The 25,915-nt window shown below is 36.9% G+C and carries 22 protein-coding genes; 9 read left to right on the forward strand and 13 right to left on the reverse strand.

The annotated features are described in order from the left end of the window. Positions 1-3 precede the first annotated feature (3 nt). The 3 genes from BW951_RS15840 to BW951_RS15850 all read left to right on the forward strand — a co-directional run bounded on the left by BW951_RS15840 (position 4) and on the right by BW951_RS15850 (position 2,624). On the forward strand, positions 4-891 hold the full coding sequence (locus tag BW951_RS15840) for an SMI1/KNR4 family protein (protein ID WP_076394640.1): 888 nt from the start codon (positions 4-6) through the stop codon (positions 889-891). Positions 892-989: 98 nt separating this feature from the next. Beyond that, complete coding sequence (locus BW951_RS15845) at positions 990-1,562, forward strand: tetratricopeptide repeat protein (RefSeq protein ID WP_076394642.1); 573 nt, start codon at positions 990-992, stop codon at positions 1,560-1,562. A gap of 165 nt (positions 1,563-1,727) precedes the next feature. After that, the gene (locus BW951_RS15850; RefSeq protein WP_076394644.1) at positions 1,728-2,624 is read left to right on the forward strand and encodes a DUF4274 domain-containing protein; all 897 of its coding nucleotides are present in this window, start codon (positions 1,728-1,730) and stop codon (positions 2,622-2,624) included. Between the two features lie 98 nt (positions 2,625-2,722). Here the strand turns inward: BW951_RS15850 and gcvP are convergent, their stop codons facing one another. Both gcvP and BW951_RS15860 read right to left on the reverse strand, forming a co-directional pair. After that, complete coding sequence (gene gcvP / locus BW951_RS15855) at positions 2,723-5,581, reverse strand: aminomethyl-transferring glycine dehydrogenase (protein ID WP_076394646.1); 2,859 nt, start codon at positions 5,579-5,581, stop codon at positions 2,723-2,725. Between the two features lie 377 nt (positions 5,582-5,958). Next, a complete protein-coding gene (locus tag BW951_RS15860; RefSeq protein WP_076394648.1) occupies positions 5,959-6,330 on the reverse strand; it encodes a response regulator in 372 nt (123 codons plus the stop codon). 179 nt (positions 6,331-6,509) lie between these two features. Here BW951_RS15860 and BW951_RS15865 point away from each other — a divergent pair, with 179 nt between their 5' ends. Next, the gene (locus BW951_RS15865; protein ID WP_076394650.1) at positions 6,510-7,817 is read left to right on the forward strand and encodes a PQQ-dependent sugar dehydrogenase; all 1,308 of its coding nucleotides are present in this window, start codon (positions 6,510-6,512) and stop codon (positions 7,815-7,817) included. Between the two features lie 148 nt (positions 7,818-7,965). On the opposite strand, the gene BW951_RS15870 is transcribed toward BW951_RS15865, so the two are convergent. From BW951_RS15870 to BW951_RS15915, 10 genes are all read right to left on the reverse strand, one after another. Then, on the reverse strand, positions 7,966-8,574 hold the full coding sequence (locus tag BW951_RS15870) for a YciE/YciF ferroxidase family protein (protein WP_076394651.1): 609 nt from the start codon (positions 8,572-8,574) through the stop codon (positions 7,966-7,968). Between the two features lie 87 nt (positions 8,575-8,661). Further along, positions 8,662-9,258, reverse strand: coding sequence for a Crp/Fnr family transcriptional regulator (locus tag BW951_RS15875; RefSeq protein ID WP_076394653.1), 597 nt, complete (start codon positions 9,256-9,258; stop codon positions 8,662-8,664). Positions 9,259-9,495: 237 nt separating this feature from the next. Beyond that, a complete protein-coding gene (locus tag BW951_RS15880) occupies positions 9,496-10,158 on the reverse strand; it encodes a MarR family winged helix-turn-helix transcriptional regulator (protein WP_076394655.1) in 663 nt (220 codons plus the stop codon). 117 nt (positions 10,159-10,275) lie between these two features. Next, positions 10,276-10,974, reverse strand: a complete 699-nt coding sequence (locus BW951_RS15885) for an SDR family NAD(P)-dependent oxidoreductase (protein WP_076394657.1) — start codon at positions 10,972-10,974, stop codon at positions 10,276-10,278. Positions 10,975-11,211: 237 nt separating this feature from the next. Then, positions 11,212-11,493 carry a TIGR03643 family protein gene (locus tag BW951_RS15890; RefSeq protein ID WP_076394709.1) on the reverse strand — a complete coding sequence of 94 codons (282 nt, stop codon included), beginning with the start codon at positions 11,491-11,493 and terminating at the stop codon, positions 11,212-11,214. Positions 11,494-11,678: 185 nt separating this feature from the next. Further along, positions 11,679-13,157: a cryptochrome/photolyase family protein gene (locus tag BW951_RS15895; protein ID WP_076394659.1), complete on the reverse strand. Its 1,479-nt coding sequence runs from the start codon at positions 13,155-13,157 to the stop codon at positions 11,679-11,681. Further along, positions 13,142-14,440, reverse strand: a complete 1,299-nt coding sequence (locus tag BW951_RS15900) for a DASH family cryptochrome (RefSeq protein WP_076394661.1) — start codon at positions 14,438-14,440, stop codon at positions 13,142-13,144. The genes BW951_RS15895 and BW951_RS15900 overlap by 16 nt, the downstream gene beginning before the upstream one ends. Next, complete coding sequence (locus tag BW951_RS15905) at positions 14,392-14,547, reverse strand: DUF2256 domain-containing protein (protein WP_082423549.1); 156 nt, start codon at positions 14,545-14,547, stop codon at positions 14,392-14,394. Before BW951_RS15905 ends, BW951_RS15900 begins: the two co-directional genes overlap by 49 nt. A 312-nt stretch (positions 14,548-14,859) precedes the next feature. Beyond that, complete coding sequence (locus tag BW951_RS15910; RefSeq protein WP_076394663.1) at positions 14,860-16,176, reverse strand: ABC1 kinase family protein; 1,317 nt, start codon at positions 16,174-16,176, stop codon at positions 14,860-14,862. 497 nt (positions 16,177-16,673) lie between these two features. Further along, positions 16,674-17,333: a TetR family transcriptional regulator C-terminal domain-containing protein gene (locus tag BW951_RS15915; protein WP_076394665.1), complete on the reverse strand. Its 660-nt coding sequence runs from the start codon at positions 17,331-17,333 to the stop codon at positions 16,674-16,676. A gap of 97 nt (positions 17,334-17,430) precedes the next feature. Here BW951_RS15915 and ribA point away from each other — a divergent pair, with 97 nt between their 5' ends. The 5 genes from ribA (at position 17,431) to pgl (ending at position 23,575) form a co-directional block, all read left to right on the forward strand. Next, entirely contained in the window at positions 17,431-18,021 is a 591-nt protein-coding gene (ribA, locus tag BW951_RS15920; protein ID WP_076394667.1) for a GTP cyclohydrolase II, read from the forward strand. Between the two features lie 48 nt (positions 18,022-18,069). Beyond that, positions 18,070-19,506 carry an SDR family oxidoreductase gene (locus BW951_RS15925; RefSeq protein WP_076394669.1) on the forward strand — a complete coding sequence of 479 codons (1,437 nt, stop codon included), beginning with the start codon at positions 18,070-18,072 and terminating at the stop codon, positions 19,504-19,506. A 229-nt stretch (positions 19,507-19,735) separates the two neighbouring features. After that, positions 19,736-21,154 (forward strand): NADP-dependent phosphogluconate dehydrogenase, encoded by a 1,419-nt coding sequence (gndA, locus tag BW951_RS15930; RefSeq protein ID WP_076394671.1) that lies wholly within the window; start codon positions 19,736-19,738, stop codon positions 21,152-21,154. A gap of 9 nt (positions 21,155-21,163) precedes the next feature. Continuing rightward, positions 21,164-22,645, forward strand: coding sequence for a glucose-6-phosphate dehydrogenase (gene zwf, locus BW951_RS15935; protein WP_076394673.1), 1,482 nt, complete (start codon positions 21,164-21,166; stop codon positions 22,643-22,645). Between the two features lie 219 nt (positions 22,646-22,864). Then, the gene (pgl, locus tag BW951_RS15940) at positions 22,865-23,575 is read left to right on the forward strand and encodes a 6-phosphogluconolactonase (RefSeq protein WP_076394675.1); all 711 of its coding nucleotides are present in this window, start codon (positions 22,865-22,867) and stop codon (positions 23,573-23,575) included. A 335-nt stretch (positions 23,576-23,910) separates the two neighbouring features. On the opposite strand, the gene BW951_RS15945 is transcribed toward pgl, so the two are convergent. Further along, complete coding sequence (locus BW951_RS15945; protein ID WP_076394677.1) at positions 23,911-25,446, reverse strand: peroxidase, FMP-type; 1,536 nt, start codon at positions 25,444-25,446, stop codon at positions 23,911-23,913. Between the last annotated feature and the right edge of the window lie 469 nt (positions 25,447-25,915).

Here is a 25,915-nt window from a genome sequence, read left to right on the forward strand (position 1 = left end):
GAAATGGAATTAAAATTGATCAGAAAAGAAATCGAAGGAAGACAGATTGAAGTATATACAGAATCGAAAAAATTTATCCTTGCCGGTAAAAAAGGGGATGTTAAAAATATGCTTGAGAATTCTGGAGCCGTAGTGAAAAAATTTAATAAAGAACAGGATGTTTATTTGTTGATCGGTCGCGATTTCTTTGTTTCCGGTAATTACAGTTACATCAACCGCAACTATCTTTTTGAAGATGAACTGCTGGAAAATCACTTACACCTCAGCTTTTTCCCAAATCTTAAAAGAGATTTCTACAATATGATCCGAAGTCTGCTTCAGCGTGAAGATCTTTACATCCACTATTTTTCGATCGGAAAACCTCTAAGCAATGAGGATTTTGAAAAATATGAGAAAAAATTAAAACGGAAAATTCCTTCGGCTGTCAAAGAGTTTTACAGCCTATTCGGTCATATTCAAATTTTATGGGATTATAAGGAACCTTACGTGGACAGAAGAGTAAGAGCGGGTAAAGCTTGGAATTTGGATGCTTATGATAATCATATAGGATCCATTCAGATACTGCCTTTAAAAACGGTTTTATTTGATAAATGGGAAGAGCATTTCGACGTTGATGATGACCTGAAAATATTTGATTTTTATTCGGAGTACAATATGATTGCTTTAGATCTTAATTCTGATGACGATCCAACTGTGTATAAAGGAGATAACTATGGCAATTCTTTTACAGACCATTCTACAATGAGCTTTACTGATTATGTTTCTTTAACGTTAAATCTCCACGGCTTGAGAGAAAGAGGAGGTTATTTTGTACATTTTTCCAGCAATAATAATTCAAAGACCAAATTAGGAGATGCGATTAAAAAATCATGTGAAATACCTTCACGATAAATTGAAAATCTTAGAATTATATAAAAATTTTCATTAAATAATAGCTTAAATTAAACATTTTTAATACTTTAGGGCTCTAAATTTAAAACTAATATACCATGGCAATCAATTTTGCATCAGAAGAAGAGAAAAACGGTTTCTGGGAACTTTCCAATACCATTCAGGCAGGAAACTATGAAGAAGCTTTAAACCTTTCTAAAAATTTACTCGAAAGATTTCCCGACAATAAAGCCATCTACCATAACCAGATCGGCGCAATGATTTATCTTTCCAAGAATGATTACTGGGGCGCAACATCGCACTATACCAAAGCTTTAGAATATGGTTTTGATGCGGAAGCCTGTGAAGAAAATATCTGGGAATCGGCTGTAGATTCTTATAAATTTCTTATCGACAGTGAAGAAGGTTTCTGCTCACTGATGATTAAAGACACGCACGAATTTATTGCCGCTAATGATTTAATTAAAAAATACGAAAATCTTTTCCCGAATGGAAAATATGCAGATGAAGCTAAAGAACTCAATTACGTTTTCAGCTTATCAGAAGAACTGCTGGAAAGAAATAACTACAATTCTTCGGCATTGCAGCAAAACTATTCGGAAAACTATCCGGATGGAAAACACCGCGAAGTGGTGACGGCTTTGTGTGAAATTATTGATAACAATTCTTAGAATTAATTTTGAAAATATATTTCGTTATTGACTGTCATAGAAAAACTATTATAAAGTCAAAAAAAATTTCCAGCAGTTTTGGTTTGCGGGATATATTCTAAACAAACCAAAAGTATTATAACAGAGCAGACAACAGATATGTGATTCATTATCAGAAAGAAAAAAATGGCAAAATCAATAGCAAAAACAAAAACATTATTTAAAAAAGCATTTTACTATAACTGGGATAATGGATTAACCGGCTTAGAAAAAATTGTAAGAGACAGCAATTGTGACAAAGCAACCGCAATTATGATTTTTTGGAGAGGTCATCCAAATTACTATTATAATCATCCAAATGTAGAAAAAATGGAAGATTATGAAAAGGCTGCATTCGATTTTTTGAAATTATTGGAAAAAGATCTGGTCTCGGAAAGATATCCCAAAATCATCTCATTTTCTCCTGAAAAAGAATTTATTCCTGCCACTTTAGGCAACATCCCAAAAGAACTTATTCAGTATGTGGAAGGAACTATACATTATCAGGAAGTGTTATTTCCAAACAAAAATCCTTTTGACGAAGAAATAATGGCTCTCTGTAAAAATTGTGACAATATGATCAAGATGTTTGAATTAGAAAAACGAGGTGCTGATTTCAGTTTAAAAATTAATAACGGTTATTCTTATCCCATTGCAATTGCTTGTGGAAGTGGACAAATAGAAGCTATTAAATATTTTATTGAGAAAGGATATGATCTAAATAAAAAATATGGTAAGAATCCTTTATTCTGGAGCGCTGTTATAAACAAAAAAATTCAGGCAGTTAATTTGATATTAGAAAACGGTGGAAAAATAAATCAAAAAGGAGAATTTGGCAGAACAATTTTACATTTAATTGCGGGTTGGTTTGCCGAAAACCAAGATGGTTTCGACGATGAATTAATGAAAATCCTTAGCTTTTTAATTGAGAAAGGAGCAGATGTAAACGCTAAAGATTCATCTAAAAAAACTCCGCTTGATCTGGCGATTATGTGGAATAATGTAAAATATATAGATTACTTATCTGGTTTTCAGTCTTATTAAATTACAACGAGATTGCTTCGTCGCTTCGCTCCTCGCAATGACATAAAAAATCCCTCTCATCAGTGAAAGGGATTTTTCTATATCTAAAAAACTTCTAATTACATATAAGCTTCAATCGGCTCACAGGTACAAACTAAGTTTCTGTCTCCGTAAGCTTCGTCCACTCTTGAAACTGTAGCGAAGAATTTGTGGTCTCTTACCCAGTCTAACGGATAAGCTGCTTTTTCTCTGCTGTATGGTTTATCCCAAGAATCGGAGATTACCAGTTGCTCTGTGTGAGGCGCATTTTTCAATACGTTGTTGGCTGCGTCTGCTTCACCGTTTGCAATCTCATCAATTTCATGTTTAATGGCGATTAAAGCTTCTGCAAAACGGTCGATTTCTGCTTTGCTTTCAGACTCAGTCGGCTCAATCATTAAAGTTCCTGCAACCGGGAAAGAAACGGTAGGAGCGTGGAATCCATAGTCCATTAATCTTTTCGCTACATCAGCAACTTCAATTCCTAACGATTTGAACTGTCTAAAATCTACGATACATTCGTGGGCAACTCTTCCGTTTTCGTTTGAATATAAAATCGGGAAATGCTCTGCTAAAATTTCTTTTAAATAATTCGCATTCAGGATCGCGTGTTCCGTTGATTTTTTCAGACCTGAATTTCCTAACATTTTAATGTAAGCGTAAGAAATATTCAGAATTAATCCAGAACCGTAAGGTGCTGCAGAAATTCCTTCAATCGCTTCTTTTGACCCGATTCTGATATTTGCATTGGAAGGTAAGAAAGGAACTAAATGTTTAGCCACACAAATCGGACCAACTCCGGGACCTCCTCCTCCGTGAGGAATTGCAAAAGTTTTGTGTAAGTTTAAGTGACAAACGTCTGCTCCGATGTTTCCGGGACTTGTATATCCAACCTGAGCGTTCATGTTCGCTCCGTCCATATAAACCTGTCCTCCGTGTTCGTGGATCAAAGCTGTAATTTCTTTAATGTTGGCATCGAAGAATCCGTATGTAGACGGATAGGTGATCATTACACAAGACAGATTTTCAGAATGCTGTTCTGTTTTTGCTTTTAAATCTTCAAAATCGATTTCTCCGTTCTCAAGGTTTTTAACCACAACAATTTTCATTCCTGCCATTGCCGCAGAAGCAGGGTTGGTTCCGTGTGCAGACTGAGGAATTAAAACCACATTTCTGTGACCTTCACCTCTTGAAATGTGATATTCTCTGATCACCATTAATCCTGCGTATTCTCCCTGAGCTCCGGAATTCGGCTGAAGAGAAGTTCCTGCGAAACCTGTAATTTCAGCTAAATCTTTCTCCAGTTCACGGATCATTTCCTGATAACCTCCTGCTTGGTCAACCGGTACAAACGGATGAACAGAACCCCAATTGTCCCATGAAAGCGGTAACATTTGCGTTGCGGCGTTCAGTTTCATCGTACAGGAACCTAAAGAAATCATTGAGTGGGTCAACGATAAATCTTTTCTTTCCAGACGCTTGATGTAACGCATCAATTCCGTTTCCGTATGGTATTTGTTGAATACTTCTTCCGTAAGAATTTCGTCTTTTCTTAAATTCTCTTCCGGAATGCTGTATCCTTCTTTAATTTCTAATTTGAAAGTCTGCTTATCTTTGAACTGGGCAAAAGAAGCCATCAGATAATTTAATTTATCCAATGTTGTACTTTCGTTGATCGCAATACTTACCACTCCTTCTGTGAAGTAGTTTAAGTTTAATTTGTGATCAAGCATCATTCTCATCAGTCTTCCTTTCTCATCTTCATTCATCGTGATTTTTACCGTATCAAAGATCGGTTCTTCCACGATTTCATATCCTAAAGCTTTCAGGCCTCCCTTCAAAGCATTGGCTTTAAAATGAATCTGATCTGCGATATAATTTAATCCTTTCGGACCGTGATAAACAGCGTACATTCCAGCCATAACTGCCAAAAGAACCTGAGCTGTACAGATGTTTGATGTCGCTCTTTCTCTTTTAATGTGTTGTTCTCTCGTCTGTAAAGCCATTCTTAAAGCACGTCTTCCGTACACATCCTGGGAAACTCCGATAATTCTTCCCGGAATATCTCTCTTATAATCTTCCTTACAAGAGAAGAATGCTGCGTGAGGACCACCGTAACCCAATGGAATTCCGAATCTCTGGGTTGTTCCAACAGCACAGTCAGCGCCCATTGAAGCCGGAGATTTTAACTTCACCAAAGCCATCGGATCACACGCTACAACCACCTGAAGATCTAATTTTTTATATTCAGCGATGTCATCTGTATAATCTAAAACGATTCCGTTTTTACCCGGATACTGCAATAAAACCCCGAAATAGGAACCATCCAGTTCATGTGTTTTATGATTTCCTTCTACAATTTCGATTTCAAGACCTTCCGCTTTTGTTTTTAATACAGATACTGTCTGAGGAAGCACAAGATCGGAAACAAAGAATTTATTGGCTCCGGCTTTTTTCTGATCTTTCGTTCTGTTGTTGAAGAACATATGCATTGCTTCTGCAGCAGCCGTAGATTCGTCTAATAATGATGCGTTTGCCAAGGCAAAACCTGTAAGATCACACACAACAGTCTGAAAATTAAGAAGCGCTTCCAGTCTTCCTTGTGCAATTTCCGCCTGATAAGGAGTATATGCTGTGTACCAACTCGGATTTTCAAAGATGTTTCTCTGAATAGCCGATGGCAACAACGTGTTGTGATATCCGAACCCGATGTAGCTTGTATAATCAGTGTTTTTCGATGCTAATTCCTTAGAATGGATCAGCATTTCGTATTCTGAAAGCGGTTCTGAGATTTCAAGATCTTTTTCTAAACGGATAGAAGAAGGGATGGTTTGAGAGAGAAGCTCCTCGATACTTGAAACGCCAACTTTTTCCAGCATTGCCTGTTTATCGGCTTCATTTAAGGAAATGTGACGGCTCACAAACTGTTCTGTATTCATTTTTATTTATTAGATTTTGTTTGTAAAAAAGATTCGTAAAATTACGATTTTTTAGAAAATTGTACAACTAAATTAAAATCATAAATAAATAATATAAAGTATTTTAACTTATTTAAAATTAAAGCCTTTTTGTTGAGTTATTGAACATAAAATTTGTTAAAAAAAGCAGTTGAGAATAAATTTTACTGCCAGTTAAATTTTCTAAAATTTAAAAAATAATCAATATTACAAGTACTTATTTTTAAACTCGCCAGGTTTTATAATTATTTAAATGTTAAATTTTCCAAATCTGTTTACCGAAATTCATAATATTATCAATTAAAAAATCCTCCAAAATTTAAATTTGGAGGATCTATTTATAGTAGGGCAATGTTAATTTATTGAAGGTTAGGCTGTTTTATCAAATCTTCAATCTTCACAATAACATCATCAATATCAAAAGGTTTTGGGATAAAAACATCCGCTTTGCAGGAGTTTACAACGTTTGCCGCTTTTGCATGAGCGCTGATAATCATTACGGGAATATGAGACGTTGCGGGATTTTCTTTGATCTGGTTGCATAAATCTGTTCCCAAACCATCCGGTAATTTCACATCCATGATAAAAATGTCTGGAACTACGGATTGATCTCTGTTGTTAAATGCTTCAGCATTGGCGAAAGAACGAACGTCATAATTCTCAAATGACAGGAGTAGCTGCAATGCATCTCTGATGCCTGTCTCATCTTCAACGATAAAAATTGTTTTCATATCCGTTGCATCGCAAAAACAAAGCCAATCTTAAACGAAATCTTAAATTAATGAAAAATTGAAGATCAATTTTATCTGATTCGGAATAAATCGATTAATAATATTCATCGATATAAGTTATTTTCTTAAAGGAATACTTTTTGTAATCTCTGAGAAACAAAATCACAACTTAAAAATATATGAAACACTATTTTCTACCCATGTTAACTTTGCTGACGTTGAGCTGCAAAGAAAATAAAACAGGAAAAAAAGAGGGCAATACCGCCGTTACCAAAACCGATACGCTGAAGCTTCCTGCACCGGATGAAAAAAACAGCAAGACAAAATTCAGCAACGTATTGGGATGGTCTAAAGGAAAAGCGCCTGTTGCTCCTGAAGGATTTACCGTAACAAGATTTGCAGAAAATATTAAAAGCCCCAGAAATATGATTCAGGCTGAGAATGGAGACGTATTTGTGGTGTTGTCTAATTCTGAACGTACTGTTTCGGAGAAAATTAAAAATGACATCAGTGGTAAGAGTGATGCTGAAGTAGACGGAAAATCTGCCAACCGAATAATCCTTTACCGTGATGCCAACAAAGATGGTATTCCGGAATCTTCCACAGTGTTTTTAGCTAATCTTAACCAGCCATACGGAATGCTCATCATTAATGATCAGTTTTATGTTGCCAATACAGACGGATTATGGGTCTATCCTTACAAACTGGGAGATACAAAGATTACAAAACCGGGAAAAAAGATGGTAAATCTTCCTGCGGGTGGATACAACAATCACTGGACAAGAAATCTCATTGCCAATAAAGATCTGTCTAAAATTTATATTTCTGTAGGATCGGGAAGCAATGTAGGGGAAAACGGAATGGATAAAGAGGTGAGAAGAGCCAATATCTTAGAAGTAAATCCCGATGGAAGCGGTGAGGAAATTTATGCAGCAGGTCTCAGAAATCCTGTCGGGATGAGTTGGAATCCTGTAACCGGAGATCTCTGGACTGTTGTAAATGAGAGAGATGAATTAGGAGACGATTTAGTTCCGGATTATCTTACTAGTGTAAAACAGAATGCTTTTTACGGTTGGCCGTATTCTTACTTCGGTAAAAACGAAGATCCGCGAAGAAAAGGAGAAAGACCCGATCTTGTACAGAAAACAATAGTTCCGGATGTACCTTTGGGAAGCCATACCGCATCTTTAGGTTTAACATTTTACACAGGTTCTCAGTTTCCGGAAAAATATAAAAACGGAGCTTTCATAGGACAGCACGGATCATGGAACCGCTCATCTTTGGTAGGATATCAGGTTGCTTTTGTCCCTTTTAAAAACGGAAAACCTTCTGGTTCATATCAGCCTTTTCTTACAGGTTTTATAGCAAATGAAGCGAAAGGAGATGTTTACGGAAGACCGGTTGGTGTTTTGCAGATGGCAGATGGATCTTTACTGGTCGCAGATGATGTAGGAGGAATTGTCTGGAGAGTATCTCGTAAAAATTAATGAAATTCAACAGATTATCAGAAAGCAGTCATTCAGGGCTGCTTTTTTATTAACCATATCTGTTTTCATAGCAAATAAAAAAATAGAGCCTGAATGATCAAGCTCTATTTATTTGATTTAAAAGTTCTTTTACCTTCCGTAAAATATTTTACAATGCTTTGCTGTTAAGATTGGTGTCTGCAACCTTTGTAAGCAGCTCATCACACTTTTTTTCTTCCTCCAAAGTGCTTAAAAGATGCTGAAGACAGTCTTTTTCTTCCAGTACTTTTGCGAAAGCTGCTAAAGTTCCGTAGGTGGCAATTTCATAATGCTCAACCTTCTGTGCTGCGGCAATAATTCCGGCATCTCTTACAGCTCCGGGTTCTGTTTCTTCGATAATGCTTTTTCCTTCATCCAGTAAACCCTGCATCGCATCACATTTTTTAGCCTGCGCTTTCTTGCCCAGAGCTTTGAAACATTCTTCCAGTCTTTCCACATGACCTTCGGTTTCTGTGATGTGATTTTCTATAGCAGTTTTCAGCTTTTCATGCGTTGCATTTTTCATCATGGTAGGCAAAGCTTTCAGTAAAGCTTTTTCTGCCCAGTAAATATCTTTTAAAGAATCCTCAAAAAGATCTTTCAGCTCTTTTGCTGCATTTTTCTTTGCAGGCGTTTTTGTGGCTGCCTTTGTTGAGGTTTTAGCGTTTGATTTTACATTTGTTTTCGCTGACGTCGGTTTTTTCGCAGGTGTTTTTTTAGTTGCGGTCTTCGTTTCCATAATATACTATTTTAGTGTTTGGTTGCTGGTGAATCTGCAACTATAAGACCACTTTGGCTCAAAACACACAACTGTGGTATGAAAAGATCAGACGAAGATTTTTCTGTTGATGATTTTCAGATAATTTTCCTTTTCAAGTCTTTTCACGGCTCTCACCACTGTTTCCACTCTTAAAGCAGTAATAGCGGCAATTTGCTGTCGGGTCAGCGGAACTTCGTATGAATATTTCGACTGGTCTTCATAAAAACTTTTATGATAATCTAAAACGCCTACGATTCGTGTTTCCGGACGAAGAGACGAATTGTTTTCCAGCATAATATATTTGTAATAAAGTCTTTCGGACAAGAATTTGTTGATGTCTCTTGAAATTTCAGGATTTTCGTCAAGAAGCTTTACGAAATTTTGTTTTGAAAGTCTTAGCACAGTACATTTTTCAAAAGTAACGGCATTTACTGGATAGGTCTGATCAATGAACAGCAAAAGTTCGCATACACTCAGTCCTCTGTCCAGAATGGCAAGAATAAGTTCCCTGCCTTCATCATTGTAATGGTTAAGTTTTATTCTGCCTTCTACAACCTGATAATAATACTTCGGTTTTTCTCCTTCATTAAAAATGGTTTGATGGCGATCGAAAGTTTCTTCTTCTGCGCCATAGTGGAGTAAAAGTTCTTCTGATATTAGCATATATAAGATTTTGTGATGATAATGGTATTGGCGGAAGCGGATTAATTAAATTTAAAAATAAAAAAATCATACCATTATAAACAATATCACAATTTATGTTATCTGATTGGGGAAATTATGCTAATATCCAGACATTTATTTTTTCTATGTGAATGTATAATTACGCATAAAACTTTCAAACAAAACAAAAATGTCTGAAAGTTTTTACGAATTTTAAAATTTGTTGGTAGAATATATTTATGAATGCCTTTTGTGGGCAACCAAATCCATTACTTTTCCAATATCTTCATTTCTGTACTCCGAGTATACGTGCGAATGAAAATCATTCAGTTTTCTGAGCAATTCCAAAAGTTCGGTTTTTTCTTTATTTTCCAGTTTTCCGGCAAGAATTCGCGACGTCATATTTACCTTTTCAACGGAACGGTGGAAATAATCATCACCTTTTTCGGTGATGTTGAGACGCTTGCTTCTTTTGTCTTCGCTGTCGTTCTTTTCTTCGATTAAGCCATATTCCAGAAGACGTTTGATGATTTGGGTTCCCGTCTGTTTTTCGTGCCCGTTTCTTTCAATGAGTTGAATTTTAGTTAGATTCGGTTCGTCTTTCAGTCGGTAGAGATAGGTAAATTCTTCATTGGCGAGTTCAGGAAAATCATTCAGTCCCTTTCGGATCAGTTGTTTAGAATATCGTCCCAAAAGCAGAACCTGTTTGCAGATTTCATTTTCTGTGAAAGAAACCTGATGCTGTTCATTTTTAAAAAGCTTGGTCGGGCTCTCTTTTCTGTATTTTTTATCATTCAGCCAAAGACGGAAATCCTCGACCGTAGAGTGAGGTTTATAAGCTTCGGAATTTTCAAATTCTTTAACCTGATGCAGCAAATCAATGAAAAAATCAGTATTCATAGTGCAAATTTAATCTAAGTATTTTAAATATTTTTTTATAATCTTATAAAGAGGTTTAAGAATCTAAATCCTCCAACGCTCCAACTCTCAAACCCCTCAAACTCTCTCTCAATAAAGTTAAAGTTTCACACTTCCCATTCCGCCATCGATTCCGAAAACCTGTCCTGTAATCCACGACGATTTATCTGAAACTAGAAATGCCGTCATTCCCGCAATTTCTTCAGCCGTTCCCACTCTTTGCAACGGATGTCTTTTTGCAGAGGCTTCTCTTTTCTCAGGCGTTGCTAAAAGCTGTGATGCTAAATTCGTATCCGTTAAAGAAGGTGCAATCGCATTCACTCTGATTTTCTGTGCCGAAAATTCCGCCGCCAGACTTTTCGTAAGACCTTCCACTGCATTTTTACTCGCCGCAATCGAAGCGTGAAAAGGCATTCCCAGTTTTGCTGCCACTGAGCTGAAAAGCACAACAGAGGCACTTTCCGACTTTTTAAGATTCGGCAACAGTTTCTGAATAATTTTAACCGCTCCCAAAACATTGATTTCAAAATCATTCTTAAAATCATCCACAGAAAGCCGGTTAAAAGGTTTTAAATTAATACTTCCAGGTGCATAAACCAATCCATCCACCACTTCAGGGAAATTAATTTCATCTAAATTTCCCGAAAGAATATCCATTGCGTGGAATTCAATGTTCGGATGACTCAGTTCAGAATTTTCCGTTCTGGAAATTCCAATGATTTTGTGTTGTTCTGCAAGAATTTTTGCCGTTGCTAATCCGATTCCCTTTCCGCAACCGATGATGATTATATTTTTCATAATGATTTATTTTTAATTTTTTGAACATGAAGGTTATACAGTTTTATATTTTGATACACTTCGACAAGCTCAGTGTGACATCTCTAATACTATTCGTTTAATTATCTTTTAATTGTCAGGCTGAGCTTAATTCATCCTGAGTCTGACGAAATAAAGTGTCTATTTACAATGCTTTTTTGCTCTTTTGCAAAACTTTATTTCCAAACAATTCTCTTGTGTCTTTTGCGGTTAAATCAACTACCTTTTCGAGATTTTATTATTGCTGATAACTCTCTGTCTGCTGCATTTAAAGCGATCGATTTCTTCGCTTCTTTTTTTCAGGTGTTTTTGGCTCACTCCCGAATTCACTCTTTTTCTCCAAAGCTTAAAACTCGATTCTTTCAGTTCCGAACGCATCAGTTCAATTACTTCCGATTCGCTGATTCCGAACTGGAATTTTATCGCTTCAAACGGCGTTCGGTCTTCCCACGCCATTTCTATGATTCTGTCGATTTCTTTTATGTTGAGGTTTTTATTCATTTTTTTGATTTTGATAAATATTCTATCAATTGCATCGGGCTTTAGCCCGATGTTGAAGTTTAATTTACAAAAGGCTTTAGCCGAAATATATTTTAAGTTTTGGCTAAAGCCAACCATTTTATTTCTTTTTGCAAACGGGTTAAAACCCGTTCCTATTGATATTAAATTCTTTTATTTTTAAAAAATCATTTAAGATTTTCAATAAATTCCTTCGCCGTTTTCAAATGCTGTTTTCGTTTTTCTTCAGGCATTTTCTCCAGTGTTCTCAGCATCATTCCCAATCTTGGGTTTTTGGCAAAAAAATCTTGATGGTCATTAATAAAATTCCAAAACAGCCCATCCCATTGTTCCGCCCATTCTCCGTCCGGATAATCGCTCATTTTTTTAATATAATTGCTTCCGCTGATGTATGGTTTTGTACTCATTTTTCCGCCATCCGAAAAACTGCTCATTCCATACACATTCGGAACCATCACCCAGTCGTAGGAATCGATGAACATTTCCATAAACCATTGATAGACTTCATCCGGATTGAACTGAGCAAGATTCATAAAGTTGGCAAAGATCATCAGTCTTTCGATGTGATGGGCATAGCCGGTTTTCAGGATTTTCTGGAGCGAACTGTCAATCGGGCGGATTCCTGTTTTGGCGGTGTAAAAAGACTCCGGAAGTTTTTGCTTGTGTTTCCAGTAATTTTTATTCCGCTGATACGTTCCCTGATAAACATAAACCCCGCGAACAAATTCTCTCCAACCCAAAATCTGGCGTACAAAACCTTCCAAAGAATTCACTGGAATATCGTGATCTTTTGCAAACGAAATCGCTTTTTCCAGCACATTTTCAGGTGTTAAAAGTCCGACGTTCATTAATGGAGAAAGCACACTGTGATGAAGGACATGTTCCTTTTCCACGATGCTGTCCTCGTAAACGCCAAATTCCAGAAAGCGGTTTTCCAGAAACTGTTCGAGCCAATGTTCAGCCTCCTTAAAAGTAGTCGGGTAGAGCTGTTCATCCGTAAGAATTCCGTAATTCTTCGCAAAATGCTTTTCGGTATATTGTTTTGCTTCCTCGTAAAATTCATTGTTTTTTGGGAAATGAATTGCGGGTGCTTTTTTATTTTTTGGATATTTTTTCCGGTTTTCGGTATCGTACGTCCATTTTCCGCCCAACGGTTTTCCGGCTTTCATCAGAATATTTCGGGTAATTCTCTGCTGCTTATAAAAATCAGTCTGATGATAGGCTTTTTTACCTTCAAAATAATCTTTCAGGTCATCTTTGCTGTTGATGAAAAGCGGACTATCAAAAATTTCGAGTTCTAATTTCGTTTCCTTTAATCTTTTTTCCAGCCAGTTGTCGCAAACATCCGTTGTTTTTATCGTTGTAAAACTTTCTTTTTCAAGTTTCAGAATTAAATTTCTGATGTCCGAAAATTTCGATGAACTTTCAATATATTCAACTTCAAAACCTGCCTTTTTTAATTCAGTTTCATAAAACTTCATTGTTGAACGGTGAAACGCAATCTTCTGTTGATGAAAAGAATACTGTTTAAAAAACAGAAATTCCTCTATCAAAAATACAGGCTGACTTTTATCCAGATAATCCATATCCTCAAAAAGCTGATGCGGAAAAATCAATTGGGCGGTATGTTTTACTGCTTTAGCCATAATTTTCTGAATTCTTGGTTAGAATCATACATTTCTGCCTGTTTTTCTGGGTTAAAAGTCCGGTCACGATTATCATTTCCGACTCCGGCAAGATACATCCAGTTGCCATAATTGCTGTGAACATCATAATCAATCAGCATTTCTTCAAAATACGCCGCTCCGATTCTCCAATCCTGTTTCAGAATTTTGCAGAAGTAGGAAGCCACATTTTGACGACCGCGATTGCTCATCCAGCCTGTATTTTTCAGTTCAAGCATATTCGCATTCACGAAATCGGAATCCGTTTCTCCATTCTTCCATTTTTGAATCAATGTTTTGTTGTTTTCCGCGAAATATTTTTGATGATTGATTCCGCTTTTCCAGAAAATCAAATCTTTGTACTGTAAAGAAACATATCTGAAAAAATCCCGCCAGAGCAATTCAAAAATCAACCAATACGTTGAATCATTGGCTCCGAATTCTTCCTCATATTTTTTTATCTCGTGGTAAATGGTTACCGCAGAAAGGCTTCCATCCGACAGCCAAGCCGAAAATTTCGAACTGTAATCTTTTCCCACCAAACCGTTTCGGGTTTGCTTGTATTGACTTAAGTTCTGCGTTTCCGAGAAATAATGATGCAATCTTTTCAATGCTTCATTTTCTCCACCCGAAAAAGGAAAAGCTGTTCTTTCGTCCGTTTCAAAATCTTCAAAACCGAGCGATTTTAACGAAATGGTATCACTTTTAAAATGAATTTCCGATTTATCGTACATCAAATCTTCCGATTCAAATTCAGGGCGGATCAGCAGATTTTTTTCAATTTTCTGCCGGAACGCGGTAAAAAGCATCGGAATTTTATCCAAAGTCTTAAAAACAAAAAGGGGATGAACCAAAAATTGTGAATACGATTTTTCCCAAACGGCAGCCGGAACCACACTTCGGATTTTTGTCTGAAGATCGGTTTCTTCCTTCGTCCATTCTTCCTGACAGAAAATCTTCACGACTTCAAATTCTTCGGAAATGTCTTTGAAAACGTCTTCCGTTTTGCCGTATTTAACTAAAAAAGGAATCTTCTGTTTCGCTAAATTCTGCTTTAAATTTTCTACACTTTCCAGCAAAAATTTTGTACGGTATTTTCCTATTTTTTTGGAACCGAACTGTTTTTGAGCAAAAAATTCAGCGTCAAAAACATACATTGCAAGAAAAGGCAACTCTTCCTGTATCACATTGTATAAGGATTCTGAATCTCTTGTTCTTAAATCTTTGGTGAACCAGAGGATGTTGATTTTTTGTTTTTTCGGCATCTTTCGCTGCAATATTTTACTTCGTCCCAGTTTTTTTTCCACTTTTTCCGCCAGTTGAAAGGCAGTCCGCAGACTTCACAGATTTTGGAGGGTAATCCTGAAGGCATATTTTTTATATTAAACTTTAATTCAAATACAATTGTAATGTTAACAGGTCGCACCTACGGAGCTTCCTTTTTACGGCTCTTTATTTTTTCTATTAACAGCTAATTCCGTAGGAATTAGCAATGCTCCGATAGGAGCTGACTGTTAATAGCTAACATTTTTATAAGATATGAGCTCCGTAGGAGCGACCTGTTAATGATTCATTTATTCCAACAAAATCGTTTTCAAACCTTTCGGCTATTTTAATAACCTGTAATTCATCAAAATCTTTTGTGACTTTTGGCTCCGTCGAATCTTCGATTTGCGGTTAAATATCACTTACAATAATTTTTAAAATTATTAATCGCCACGTCTTTCGCTTTCAGATCGTGCATCATATTATACAATCCGAAAAATGTTCGGTTCAGGTAAATAAAATGTCGGGAACCGCGGTTGGTATTCATTCCTTTCATATCACTTGCTTTCGCATATTTCTGTCCCAGATCGGCAATTTCCTGAAAGAACGACTCATCTGAAAAGTCAAATTTTTCCTGATTAAACGGTCTCGTAAACAGTTCCAGCAATTCGTAAAATAATTTGGCAAAAAACTCTTTTTCTTTTTCTGAATCTTCGACTCGAAGAATTTCCAAGGTGAATAATTTCTCACGGAAAATTTCAGGATTTTTCAGATTTTCTTCTTTCGCCAGTTCGAAATACGGAATGTAAAAATCTTCCGGAATCTCTTTGATACAGCCAAAATCGATAACCAATAATTCATTGTTTTCCGAAATCAGGAAATTTCCCGGATGCGGATCGGCGTGAACTTTTTTCAGAATATGCATCTGATACATGTAAAAATCCCAAAGCGTCTGTCCGATTTTATTCAAATTCTCCTGCGAATTCTGCTTTTTGGTAAACTCAGAGAAATGAATTCCCGACATCCAGTCCATTGTGATGATTTTCTCACACGAAAATTCCGGATAATAATGGGGGAATTTCACATTCGGAAGATGACTGCATTCTTCTGCAAAATGCTGACTTCGTTTCAGTTCCAGATTATAGTCAGTTTCTTCAAACAATTTGTCTTCCACTTCCTGAAAATAAGATTCCGAACCTTCTTTTTTGATGTTGAACATTTTCATCGCAATCGGTTTTACCATTTTCAGGTCGCTCGAAATACTTTCTCTTACACCGGGATATTGTATTTTCACAGCCAGTTTTTTGCAGTCTTTTTTTGCAGTATGAACCTGTCCGATACTCGCAGCATTAACCGATTCTGCGGAAAATTCATCAAAAATATCTTCCGGATTTTTCCCGAAATATTTTCTGAATGTTTTCTTCACCAAAGCACCCGACAAAGGCGGAACCGAAAACTGCGAAAGTGAGAATTTCTCCACATATTCCACCGGAAGAATGTTTTTTTCCATACTCAGCATTTGGGCAACTTTCAGCGCAGAACCTTTCAATTCTTTTAACGAATCGTAAATGTCTGCAGCATTGTCTTCGTTCAGAATTTTACGTGCCTCATCTTCATCTTTCGTGATTTTATTTCCGTAATATTTCAGGTAATTGACACCGACTTTTGCTCCTGCTTTAAGCAGGCTACTTGTCCGTTCAATTTTTCCTGTAGGAATTTTATCTAATGTTTTCATTTTTAAATTTTGTTTGTCAAATGTTTTTAACGCAATGTTCGCAAAGATTTTTTTTATTGCTAACTGTTTTAAGTTTGCAAGGGTGTTGTGTTAAGCTCCTTTGGGAGCTTTATCTGTGTAGCTTAAAGTATTTGTTCTTGGCGGCACTCCGTAGGAGTGCTATTTTTAATTCATCTTTGAATTTTCAGATTAAACTCCTGCGGAGTTCTCTTCAACACAATTATTCGTAATTTCTACACAGATTCCACACCTACGGAGCGCACTATTCTCTAGATTACTTTCATTCATTTTCGCAGCCGAATTGCCTCATTCTTTTATCTTTAATTCTTGAATCAGCGAATCTCACAGCCCGACCTGAGTGGAGCTCTTTTTGTAAATCAATGGCTGAGGAATCGAAGTCATTGGTTTGCAAAAAAGCGGGAGTGGAGGGCGGAAATAGCTGCCCAAATAAATATTAGCTTATTCGAAACCAAAAGCCAGTTGCCAATCGCCATTCATCAACTCATTTTAAACTTCTCCTTCCAAAGAAACTTTCCAAGGTCGAAAACTTTTCTCAATGGCTCGTTGTCCATCAGTTCAAAACCCGTATCGATGGTTTTTTCGATGAAAATATCAGTCTTTTCAAAATCAGGAGAAGTGTCTTTTTTCCAGAAATCAATGGCGGAAACCAAATGGAGCCAAAGTGCTTCCTGTCTCGATTTTTCGTTGAATTTTCTGATATCTTCCTTGGCTTTTTCAATCATTTCCCATTCGTTGAAATCGAGAGTATTGACAAATTGTTTGTGGGTTTCCCTAAGATTCTGAAGCGTTTTGATACTCTGGATCTTATTGCTTCCTAAAATAGATAACACTAAAGAACGGTTCATCGTCATATTTTCAAAGAAAATGTAATACACATTCAGTAGTTTTTCTTTTGTTGTCACTTCGCTCGAAGAATTCACTTCCGAAGCAAGTTCCAGAGATTTCGTGAAAAGATGATTCAATATTTCTCTTTCAATCTGCTCGAATCCTGAGAAATAGTGGTAAAACTCTTTTTCTTCAAAATTATTTTCTTTGGCAAAAAGGTAAGCGTTTTTAGGTTTTTCTCCGTGATTCAAAAGATAATCTCCGTATAATTCAAATATTTTTTCCTGCGTGATATTGGCTTGTTCTTGCATAATAGAATTTATTTATTGACAAATTTAGTAAATAAATTTACATTTAATTAAAATAAAGTATAAATTTGTACTATATAAACCATTTAATTTTTGAATTATGTTGACAATACAGGCACAATCGAATATACCTACAGATTTTGGAATGTTTACTGTTTATGCATTCTCAGAACACGAAGAAGACTGGAATCCGCACTTGGTTTGGGTAGCAGAAAACACAGATTTCAGCAAAACGGTAAATGTACGTTTTCACTCGGAGTGTATCACAGGCGAGATTTTTCATTCTAAAAAATGTGAATGCGGACAGCAATTAGATGCGGCAATGAAATATATGTCGGAAAACGGAGGAATGATTATCTATCTTCGACAGGAAGGGCGTAATATCGGAATCATTAATAAGTTAAGAGCATATGCACTTCAGGAAAAAGGTTTTGATACGGTGGAAGCCAATTTAAAGCTGGGTTTGCCTGCAGACGGAAGAAATTTTGATGTAGCGGTGGAAATGCTTAAAATTTTGGATGTGAAAGAAATTAATTTGCTGACTAATAATCCGGATAAGCTTAAATCTCTGGAAAACAGCGGAATCATTCTCAATCACAGAGTTCCTTTGGAAATAGAATCGAATGAGGTGAATGAAAGTTATCTTTCAAAAAAGAAAGATTATTTTGGACATCTCTTAGAAAAGGTATAATTTTCTCATTACGCTGAGAAACAAATTCCAGTCACCAAAACCAATCTTATGAAAAAAATTCTGCTTACCGGCGCTACCGGATACATCGGGAAACGAATGATTAACGTAATCGCTGCACAAGGTTATCAGGTAATCTGCTGCTGCAGAGATAAAAACCGTTTTTCTAAAAGTGTGGATATTGATGATGCCCAGATTGAAGTGGTGGAAGTGGATTTTCTGAAACCCGAAACACTGGAAAATATTCCGAAAGATATTTCCGGAGCGTATTATCTGATGCATTCGATGAGCAACAGCAACGATTATGCAGAAATTGAAAGACAATGCGCCGTTAATTTTTCAAATTATATTGAAACCACCGACTGTAAACACATCGTTTATCTTTCGGGTTTGGCGAATGAAAAAGAGCTTTCTCAACATCTGAGTTCAAGATTTGAAGTTGAAAAAATCCTGATGAAATGTAAAGTTCCGGCAACCGTTTTACGGGCTGGAATTATCATTGGTTCAGGAAGTGCATCGTTCGAAATCATCAGAGATTTAGTAGAAAAATTACCGGTGATGGTGGCTCCGAAATGGCTTCACACAAAATGTCAGCCGATTGGAATTGCCAATGTTCTGGATTTTCTGATTTTTACTTTATTTAAAGAACAGGCGTATCACAGAAATTTTGACATTGGCTGTGATAATGTTTTGACCTACAAAGAAATGCTTTTGGAGTTTGCCAAAATCAGAGGATTGAAAAGAAAGATTTTTACCGTTCCTGTAATGACTCCGAAATTGTCTTCGTACTGGCTGTATTTTATTACTTCAACATCGTACAATTTAGCTTCTGCTCTGGTTGGAAGCATGAAGATTGAAGTTATCTGCAGACCGGAAAGCCTTGCGGAAATTAAACAGATTACCGGAGTTCAGCCTTTTTCTTATGATACGGCGTTAAGAAGAACTTTGGCTAAAATTCAGGACAACGAAATTGCTTCAAGCTGGAAAGACAGCTTTATTAGCAGCAGAAGCGATTCCAGCCTGAAAGATTATCTTGATGTTCCAAAATACGGCTGTTTTGTAGATTTAAGAACTGAAGAATATGATGACCGTGAAAAATGTCTCCATAGAGTTTTTTCTTTAGGCGGCGCAAACGGATGGTACGGTCAGAGTCTCTGGAAGGTTCGCGGTTTTATGGATTTATTGGTTGGCGGACCGGGATTGAGACGCGGAAGAACGCATCCCGATAAACTTCATGAAGGTGATGCACTGGATTTCTGGCGTGTTTTGTACGCTAATAAAGAAGAAGGAAAACTGATCCTCTTTGCAGAAATGAAACTTCCCGGAGAAGCGTGGTTAATGTTTAAAGTGTATAAAGGTAAACTTTGGCAAAAAGCGGTTTTTCGACCTCATGGATTAACCGGGAGATTATATTGGTATTCTGTTTTGCCGTTTCACGGAATTATTTTTAAAGGAATGGTAAGAAGACTGGCAGGAAAAATTTCTTGATTTCAAATATATCCGATTATTTTTTAAGAATTGGCAGCACATAAACGTGTTGCCAGTTTTTGTATGACATTTCTGTAGTAAACAATTGAGGATTATATTTTTAAGCAAATTTTAAATATTGCCTTAAACATCAGATAGAAAATTTTTATGAATCTTATTTCTATATCACTTTCATAATGCTTAATTTTAAAGCTTTAAACGTTTAAACATTTACTAATACATCATCATAATGGAAAAATACAGTTATGGTATGATCGGACTGGGAGTTATGGGGAGAAATCTCCTGTACAACATCGCCGATCACGGATTTTCTATTGCAGGATTTGATCTTGATCATGAAAAAATAAAAGATTTGGAAGAACAGAAAACTTCCAATATGAATATAAAAGGTATACCTTCTCTGGAAGATTTTGTATCGCAGCTGGAAACACCGCGAAAAATTATTCTGATGGTTCCTGCCGGAAAACCGGTAGATGCGGTATTAGAAAATCTTAAACCGATTCTGAGCGAAGGAGATATCGTAATAGATGCCGGAAATTCTTACTTTAAAGATACCGACCGACGTGTGGCGGATCTGGCTTCCCAAAAGCTTCATTTTATGGGAATGGGAGTTTCCGGAGGCGAAAAAGGAGCGAGAACAGGACCAAGCATTATGCCGGGCGGAGATCAGGAAGCTTTCGGACTTTTACAGCCGATGCTGGAAGCCATTGCAGCCAAGGTAGATGGTGATGCGTGTACAGCCTACATGGGAAAAGGTTCTGCCGGAAATTATGTGAAAATGGTTCACAACGGGATTGAATATGCCATTATGCAGCTCATCAGCGAAGCGTATGATTTGCTGAGAAAAGGAGCAAAGCTTACAAATGATGAGCTTTATGAAGTGTTTAAAGAATGGAATAACGGAGAGATGAATTCTTTCCTGATCGAAATCACAAGAGACATTTTCCAGCAGAAAGATTCTTTAACCGATGGTTATCTGGTTGATCAGATTTTAGATAAAGCAGGTGCTAAAGGAACCGGAAAATGGACTTCCGAACAGGCAATGGAAATCGGCGTTTCAATTCCGACGATTGATATTGCGGTAACGTCCAGAATTTTATCAGCTTATAAAGACGAAAGAATAAAAGCTTCGCAACTGTATTCTCACAGTGAAGTTGTAACTCCTGAGAACAAAGAGATTTTCATTAAAGAAGTGGGAGAGGCGCTGTATTTGTCAACATTAATCAGCTATGCACAAGGTCTGGCTTTACTGGTAAAAGCTTCTGAAGAATATCAGTTTGAAATTCCTCTGAAAGATGTAGTAAAGATCTGGAGAGGAGGATGCATTATCCGTTCTGTTTTATTGGAGAAATTCTATACTGCCTACACAAAAAATCCTCAGCTTTCCAATATTCTGCTTGATGAAAATATCGCAGCTATCGTTAAAGAAAAGGTTTCTTCATTGAGAAAAACAGCAGCTTTTGCAGTTTCAAACGGTATTTCAAGCTTAGGACTTCAGACGGCTTTAGGATATTTTGATGCCTATACCACGGAATCTCTTCCGGTGAATCTGATTCAGGCACAGAGAGACTATTTCGGAGCACATACCTACCAGAGAACCGACAGAGAGGGAGTTTTTCACACCAACTGGGAAAGTTTTAATCATTAAAATTCAGAAATGAGCGAAAATAAAGTTTTGCAGCCAACAACAATTATCATTTTTGGCGCAACAGGAGATTTAGCAAAAAGAAAACTTTTTCCTGCATTTTACAACCTGTATATAGATGGAAGAATGCCGAAAGGCTTTAACATCATCGCTTTGGGAAGAGCAGATAATTCCGACGAATATTTTAAAAATTACATCAGAGAAAACCTGAACAGCTTTTCAAGAAAAAAAGTAACTTCAGAAGACTGGGCGGGTTTTCAGGCACACATAACGTATGTTCAGCATCAGCTTGATGAAGAGAGTTCCTATAAAAATCTAAATCAGAAGCTGGAAAGTTTTGATAAAGTCTACGGAACAAGAGGAAACAGACTTTTTTACCTTTCAATAGGTCCTAATTTTGTCGCTACCATTTCCAATCATATCAAAAATGCATCGCTTGCTTCAGATCCTAAAAAAGACCGTATTATTATCGAAAAACCTTTCGGACACGATAAACAGTCTGCGATTGAACTGAACAGCCTTTTGGCAGAAGCATTTGAAGAAGAACAGATCTACCGCATTGATCATTATCTGGGAAAAGAAACCGTACAGAATATTCTTGCCTTCAGGTTCGGAAATGCTATTTTTGAACCTTTGTGGGATCACAAACATATTGAATCTGTACAGATTACGGTAGCCGAAGAAGTAGGAGTGGAAACCAGAGGCAGCTTCTATGAACAGACCGGTGCATTGAGAGATATGATCCAGAATCACCTCTTGCAGATCCTTTGCATGGTGGCAATGGAACCGCCTGCTTCACTGGAATCCGGAGAGATCAGAGATCGTAAAGTGGACGTATTAAAGTCTATCCGAAGAATTCCTGCGGAAAAAGTAGACCATTACGCAGTAAGAGGACAGTACGGAAAAGGGTCGGTAAATGGCGAAAAAGCAAAAGGATACAGACAGGAAGAAGGGATTGCGCCGGATTCCAACACCGAAACTTTTGCAGCCGTAAAGTTCTATCTGGATAATGAAAGATGGCAGGATGTTCCGTTTTACGTAAGGACAGGGAAAAAGATGAAAGAAAAACATTCTTACATCACCATTCAGTTTAAGCCGCTTCCGCATTCTACGTTTTCAGAAAGCTCGCAACAATTGTCTGCCAATCGACTGATTATCAATATTCAGCCGCTAATGGACATCCGATTGCAGTTTATGGCAAAAAAACCGGGACTTTCTCTGGTTTTAAAACCTGTAGAAATGATTTTTGATAATTTTGCCTGTCAGGAAGATACGCCGGAAGCTTACGAAACCTTATTGCTGGATGCACTTTTAGGAGATTTAACCCTGTTTATGCGTTCCGATCAGGTGGAAGAAGCATGGGATGTGGTAAAAACCATTCAGGAAGCGTGGGCAAATGAAAAAGATGCCTCTTTCCCAAACTATGAAGCCGGAAGTTGGGGTCCTGAAGAAAGTACTGCTCTGGTAGAAAGACAGGGACATCACTGGGTTTAAAAATAAACTTGTGTTAAACTATTTCAGAATTAACCACAAAAGAAACGATAGACAATTTTAAAGTGAATTTCTATAATAATCAAAGCGCTCATTTTTAAAAACTGTGAGCTTTTTTATTAATAATGATCAGCTTTAAATAAAAATTTAGTTCAATTTTTGTGACTTTCGCGGTTAAATAAAAGTCTAAACAGATTTAATATAATAAAGAAAAAAGTAAAAATGAAGATTACCGTATTTAACGATTTAGATACATTATATAAAAAAGCTGCAGACCGTTTTGTAGATTTGGCTGAAAAGTCGATTCAGGATCACGACCGTTTTGTGGTGGCGCTAAGTGGAGGTTCCTCTCCGAAAGCTATCTTTAAACTGTTGGCTTCCGGGGAATATGCAGATAAAATAGAGTGGAGCAAAGTCTTTTTTTTCTGGGTAGACGAAAGATGGGTTCCGCTGAATGACGAGAGAAGCAATGCTAAAATGACATTCGATACACTTCTCGATCATGTTTCAGTACATAAAGATCACATTTTCCCGATGTATAAAGACGAAGTTTCTGCGGAAGAATTTGCTGCGGAATATGAAAATCAGATCAGAAATGTTCTGGGAAATGACGGAAGTTTTGATTTTATTCTGTTGGGAATGGGAGACGACGGACATACAGCATCACTGTTTCCGGGAGAAAAAGTGCTTTGGGAAAAAGAAAAGTGGGTGGATGCCTATTATCTGAAACCTCAGGAAATGTTCAGAATTACCCTTACAGCTCCCATCATCAATAACGCAGAAAATATTTTGATCGTCACCTTTGGAGAAAGCAAAAAACACGCTCTGAATGAAGTTTTGAACGGGGTTTACAATCCCGAACAATATCCGATGCAGCTTATTGAAAAAAGAGATTGTGTAGAACTTTTCACAGACGAAAAAGCAAAAGGATAATCATTAAATTTTAAACTTGTTTAAGCTCTTTATTTGAACCACAAAAAAGGACAAAAGATTGAGCTGCTGTAGTTAAAGTTAATAAAGATTTTAAAGTTTTTTAAAACAAAAATATTCTTGTTGGAAAATGCAAAGACGCAAGATTTCTATTAGTCTCAAATCTTTAAGGCGCAAGAAAATCAAAGATTTTCAATAAAGAATTGATGTTTAATTTTATCCTAGATAAAATCTTTTCTGGTTAAATTAATAATTGTTAAATAGGTATTGCGTATATTAAGCAGCGACGGCACTTGTGCCGTCGCTGCTTTCTTTAAAACCATAGTATAAATATTTACTTACCCTTTGTGATACGGACAGCCTGATGTCGCAGCCGGAGCATTTAAGGATATATTTTCCGGAGTTTTTGTTCCTTCAAAAAACTGCTCTTCTATAATTTTTCTCTGATCTTCAGGAATATCCTCCAGTTTTCGAAGCGTGTTCACCTGAATATGCGGCCAGCTTGTTGTTCCGCCGTCATCTCCGAAATGGAATTCAAAAAGAATAATCTGCTCATACTGAAGCTGAAGAATCTCTCTTCCGTTTTCTACCACCGTTTCGATCCACATTCTGAAATTTACCTCTACCGTCGGAACAAAACGGTTTACAAAAGGAACATTTAAAATCCCGCCTTGTGCACCGGTTTTGTTTTTGGAAGACATCTGAAGAAAAACATAATTCTTAACTTCCTGTCCGCTGAGCGTATCTCTTAATCTCAGATCCGGTCTTACCGAATAAGGATAAAGATCGTGTGCAAGAATTCTCTGCGTGTAAATTTTATTTTCTCCCGGATCATTTTGGTCATTTAGCGTTTCGTGAACCCAAGCCGGAGCGGGCTCATCCAGATTGATAGGATGCGTTTCACTCGCTCCTGCTCCTCCCATCGTTGGCGAAACAGAAAGGAAATCATAATTCCATGCTTTATCGCCTTCCGGAAACTGCGGAGCTCCCTGAACAAGATAATTGGATTGGGAAGGAACAATGTCGCCCAGTAAAGTGATCGTGCTTCCGTGAGGAATCACTCCGCTTCGCGAAATAGAATAATCCGGAATAAAATACGGTCCGCGATTACCGGCTCCCGGTTTCAGTTCTTTTGCCGGAATAATCTCATAATATTCCTGTCCTTCCTTCAGTTCACTCATCAGAATATACTGAGGATTTCCGTTTTCATCTTTCACCTGCACCAAAGGCTCGTTTCTGTATTCGCCTTTGTACCCGTAGTTTTTGTAATCTTCCTCATCAAAAGCATGAATTCCGCGGTCTCTTTCGATGGATTCCTTTGTGGCTGCGTGATTGTAGACATCACTCAGCCAGAGATACATTCCGTTTTCTTCATGAATAGGTGTGTACAGCAAATCCGGATTATCTTTTTGGGTATTTACACTTTTAATGCTTTGCTCGTACTTTATAGCCCCGCAGAAAAGCTCATTTGCCCCGCCACGATTGCGTACACCTCCCGGAACAAGAGAAAAAACCAGTTTTTCAATGTATTCTTCACATTCAAAGCTGAACTTTCCCGGAATTGTTCCCGAATTCGTTCCCGGTGAAGGCATAATCGTGGTATGAACGCCGCTTCCGTTCATTGTTCTGTCGATATTTTTATTGTAATCGGCGTTGTAGCTCACCCAGGTTCCGTCCAGAGCCTTTAAAATGCCATAGTCTACATTATCTACAATCTGGTTCAGATTTTTTTCTCTGAAAGGAATCAACGGATCATCGATCGTGAGTTTGGAATACCCTTTCATAAGGTTTTCCAGAAAACCCTGAGAACTGTCTGCGGATGTTCTCAGAAACAGGCTTTCCTGCTCAATACTTTCTTTTTGTCTTTTCAGCATGGTAATTTCGTTTTTATAATGATAAGTTTTTTTGATTCTGAAAATTATTTTAACTTCAAAATAGAGGTTTAAAGATTTCCGAAATCATCAGTTTTACTCTTCAAAATTAATCAGTCTGGGAAAGAAAAAAGTCAGTAGTTTTACTTAATTGTGCAGTGTAAAGAGAATTTTTCGTAATTTAAAAATGAATAGTAAATAAAAGTTTCTAAATAACAGAATTTAAATATCGAAGAGAGTAGATCAAAAAAAGTTACCCTTAAATAATTCTTATAGGATTGTTTTTACGGTTTTTAAGATTGAATTTGTTGTAGAACCAAGAACTTTTAAAGTGTTAGTGAGAGAAAGTTAAGAAATTGTTGTTTCGGGATTTTTTATATTTAAGTAAGTGTTTTTTTGATTAATCTTATCGTGAAGTTTTACCTTAACATTATCTATAATAAATTTTAATTTTTCCTTTTTTTATTTTAAA

It is taken from the genome of Chryseobacterium gambrini (assembly GCF_900156825.1).
Classification (GTDB): Bacteria; Bacteroidota; Bacteroidia; order Flavobacteriales; family Weeksellaceae; genus Chryseobacterium; species Chryseobacterium gambrini.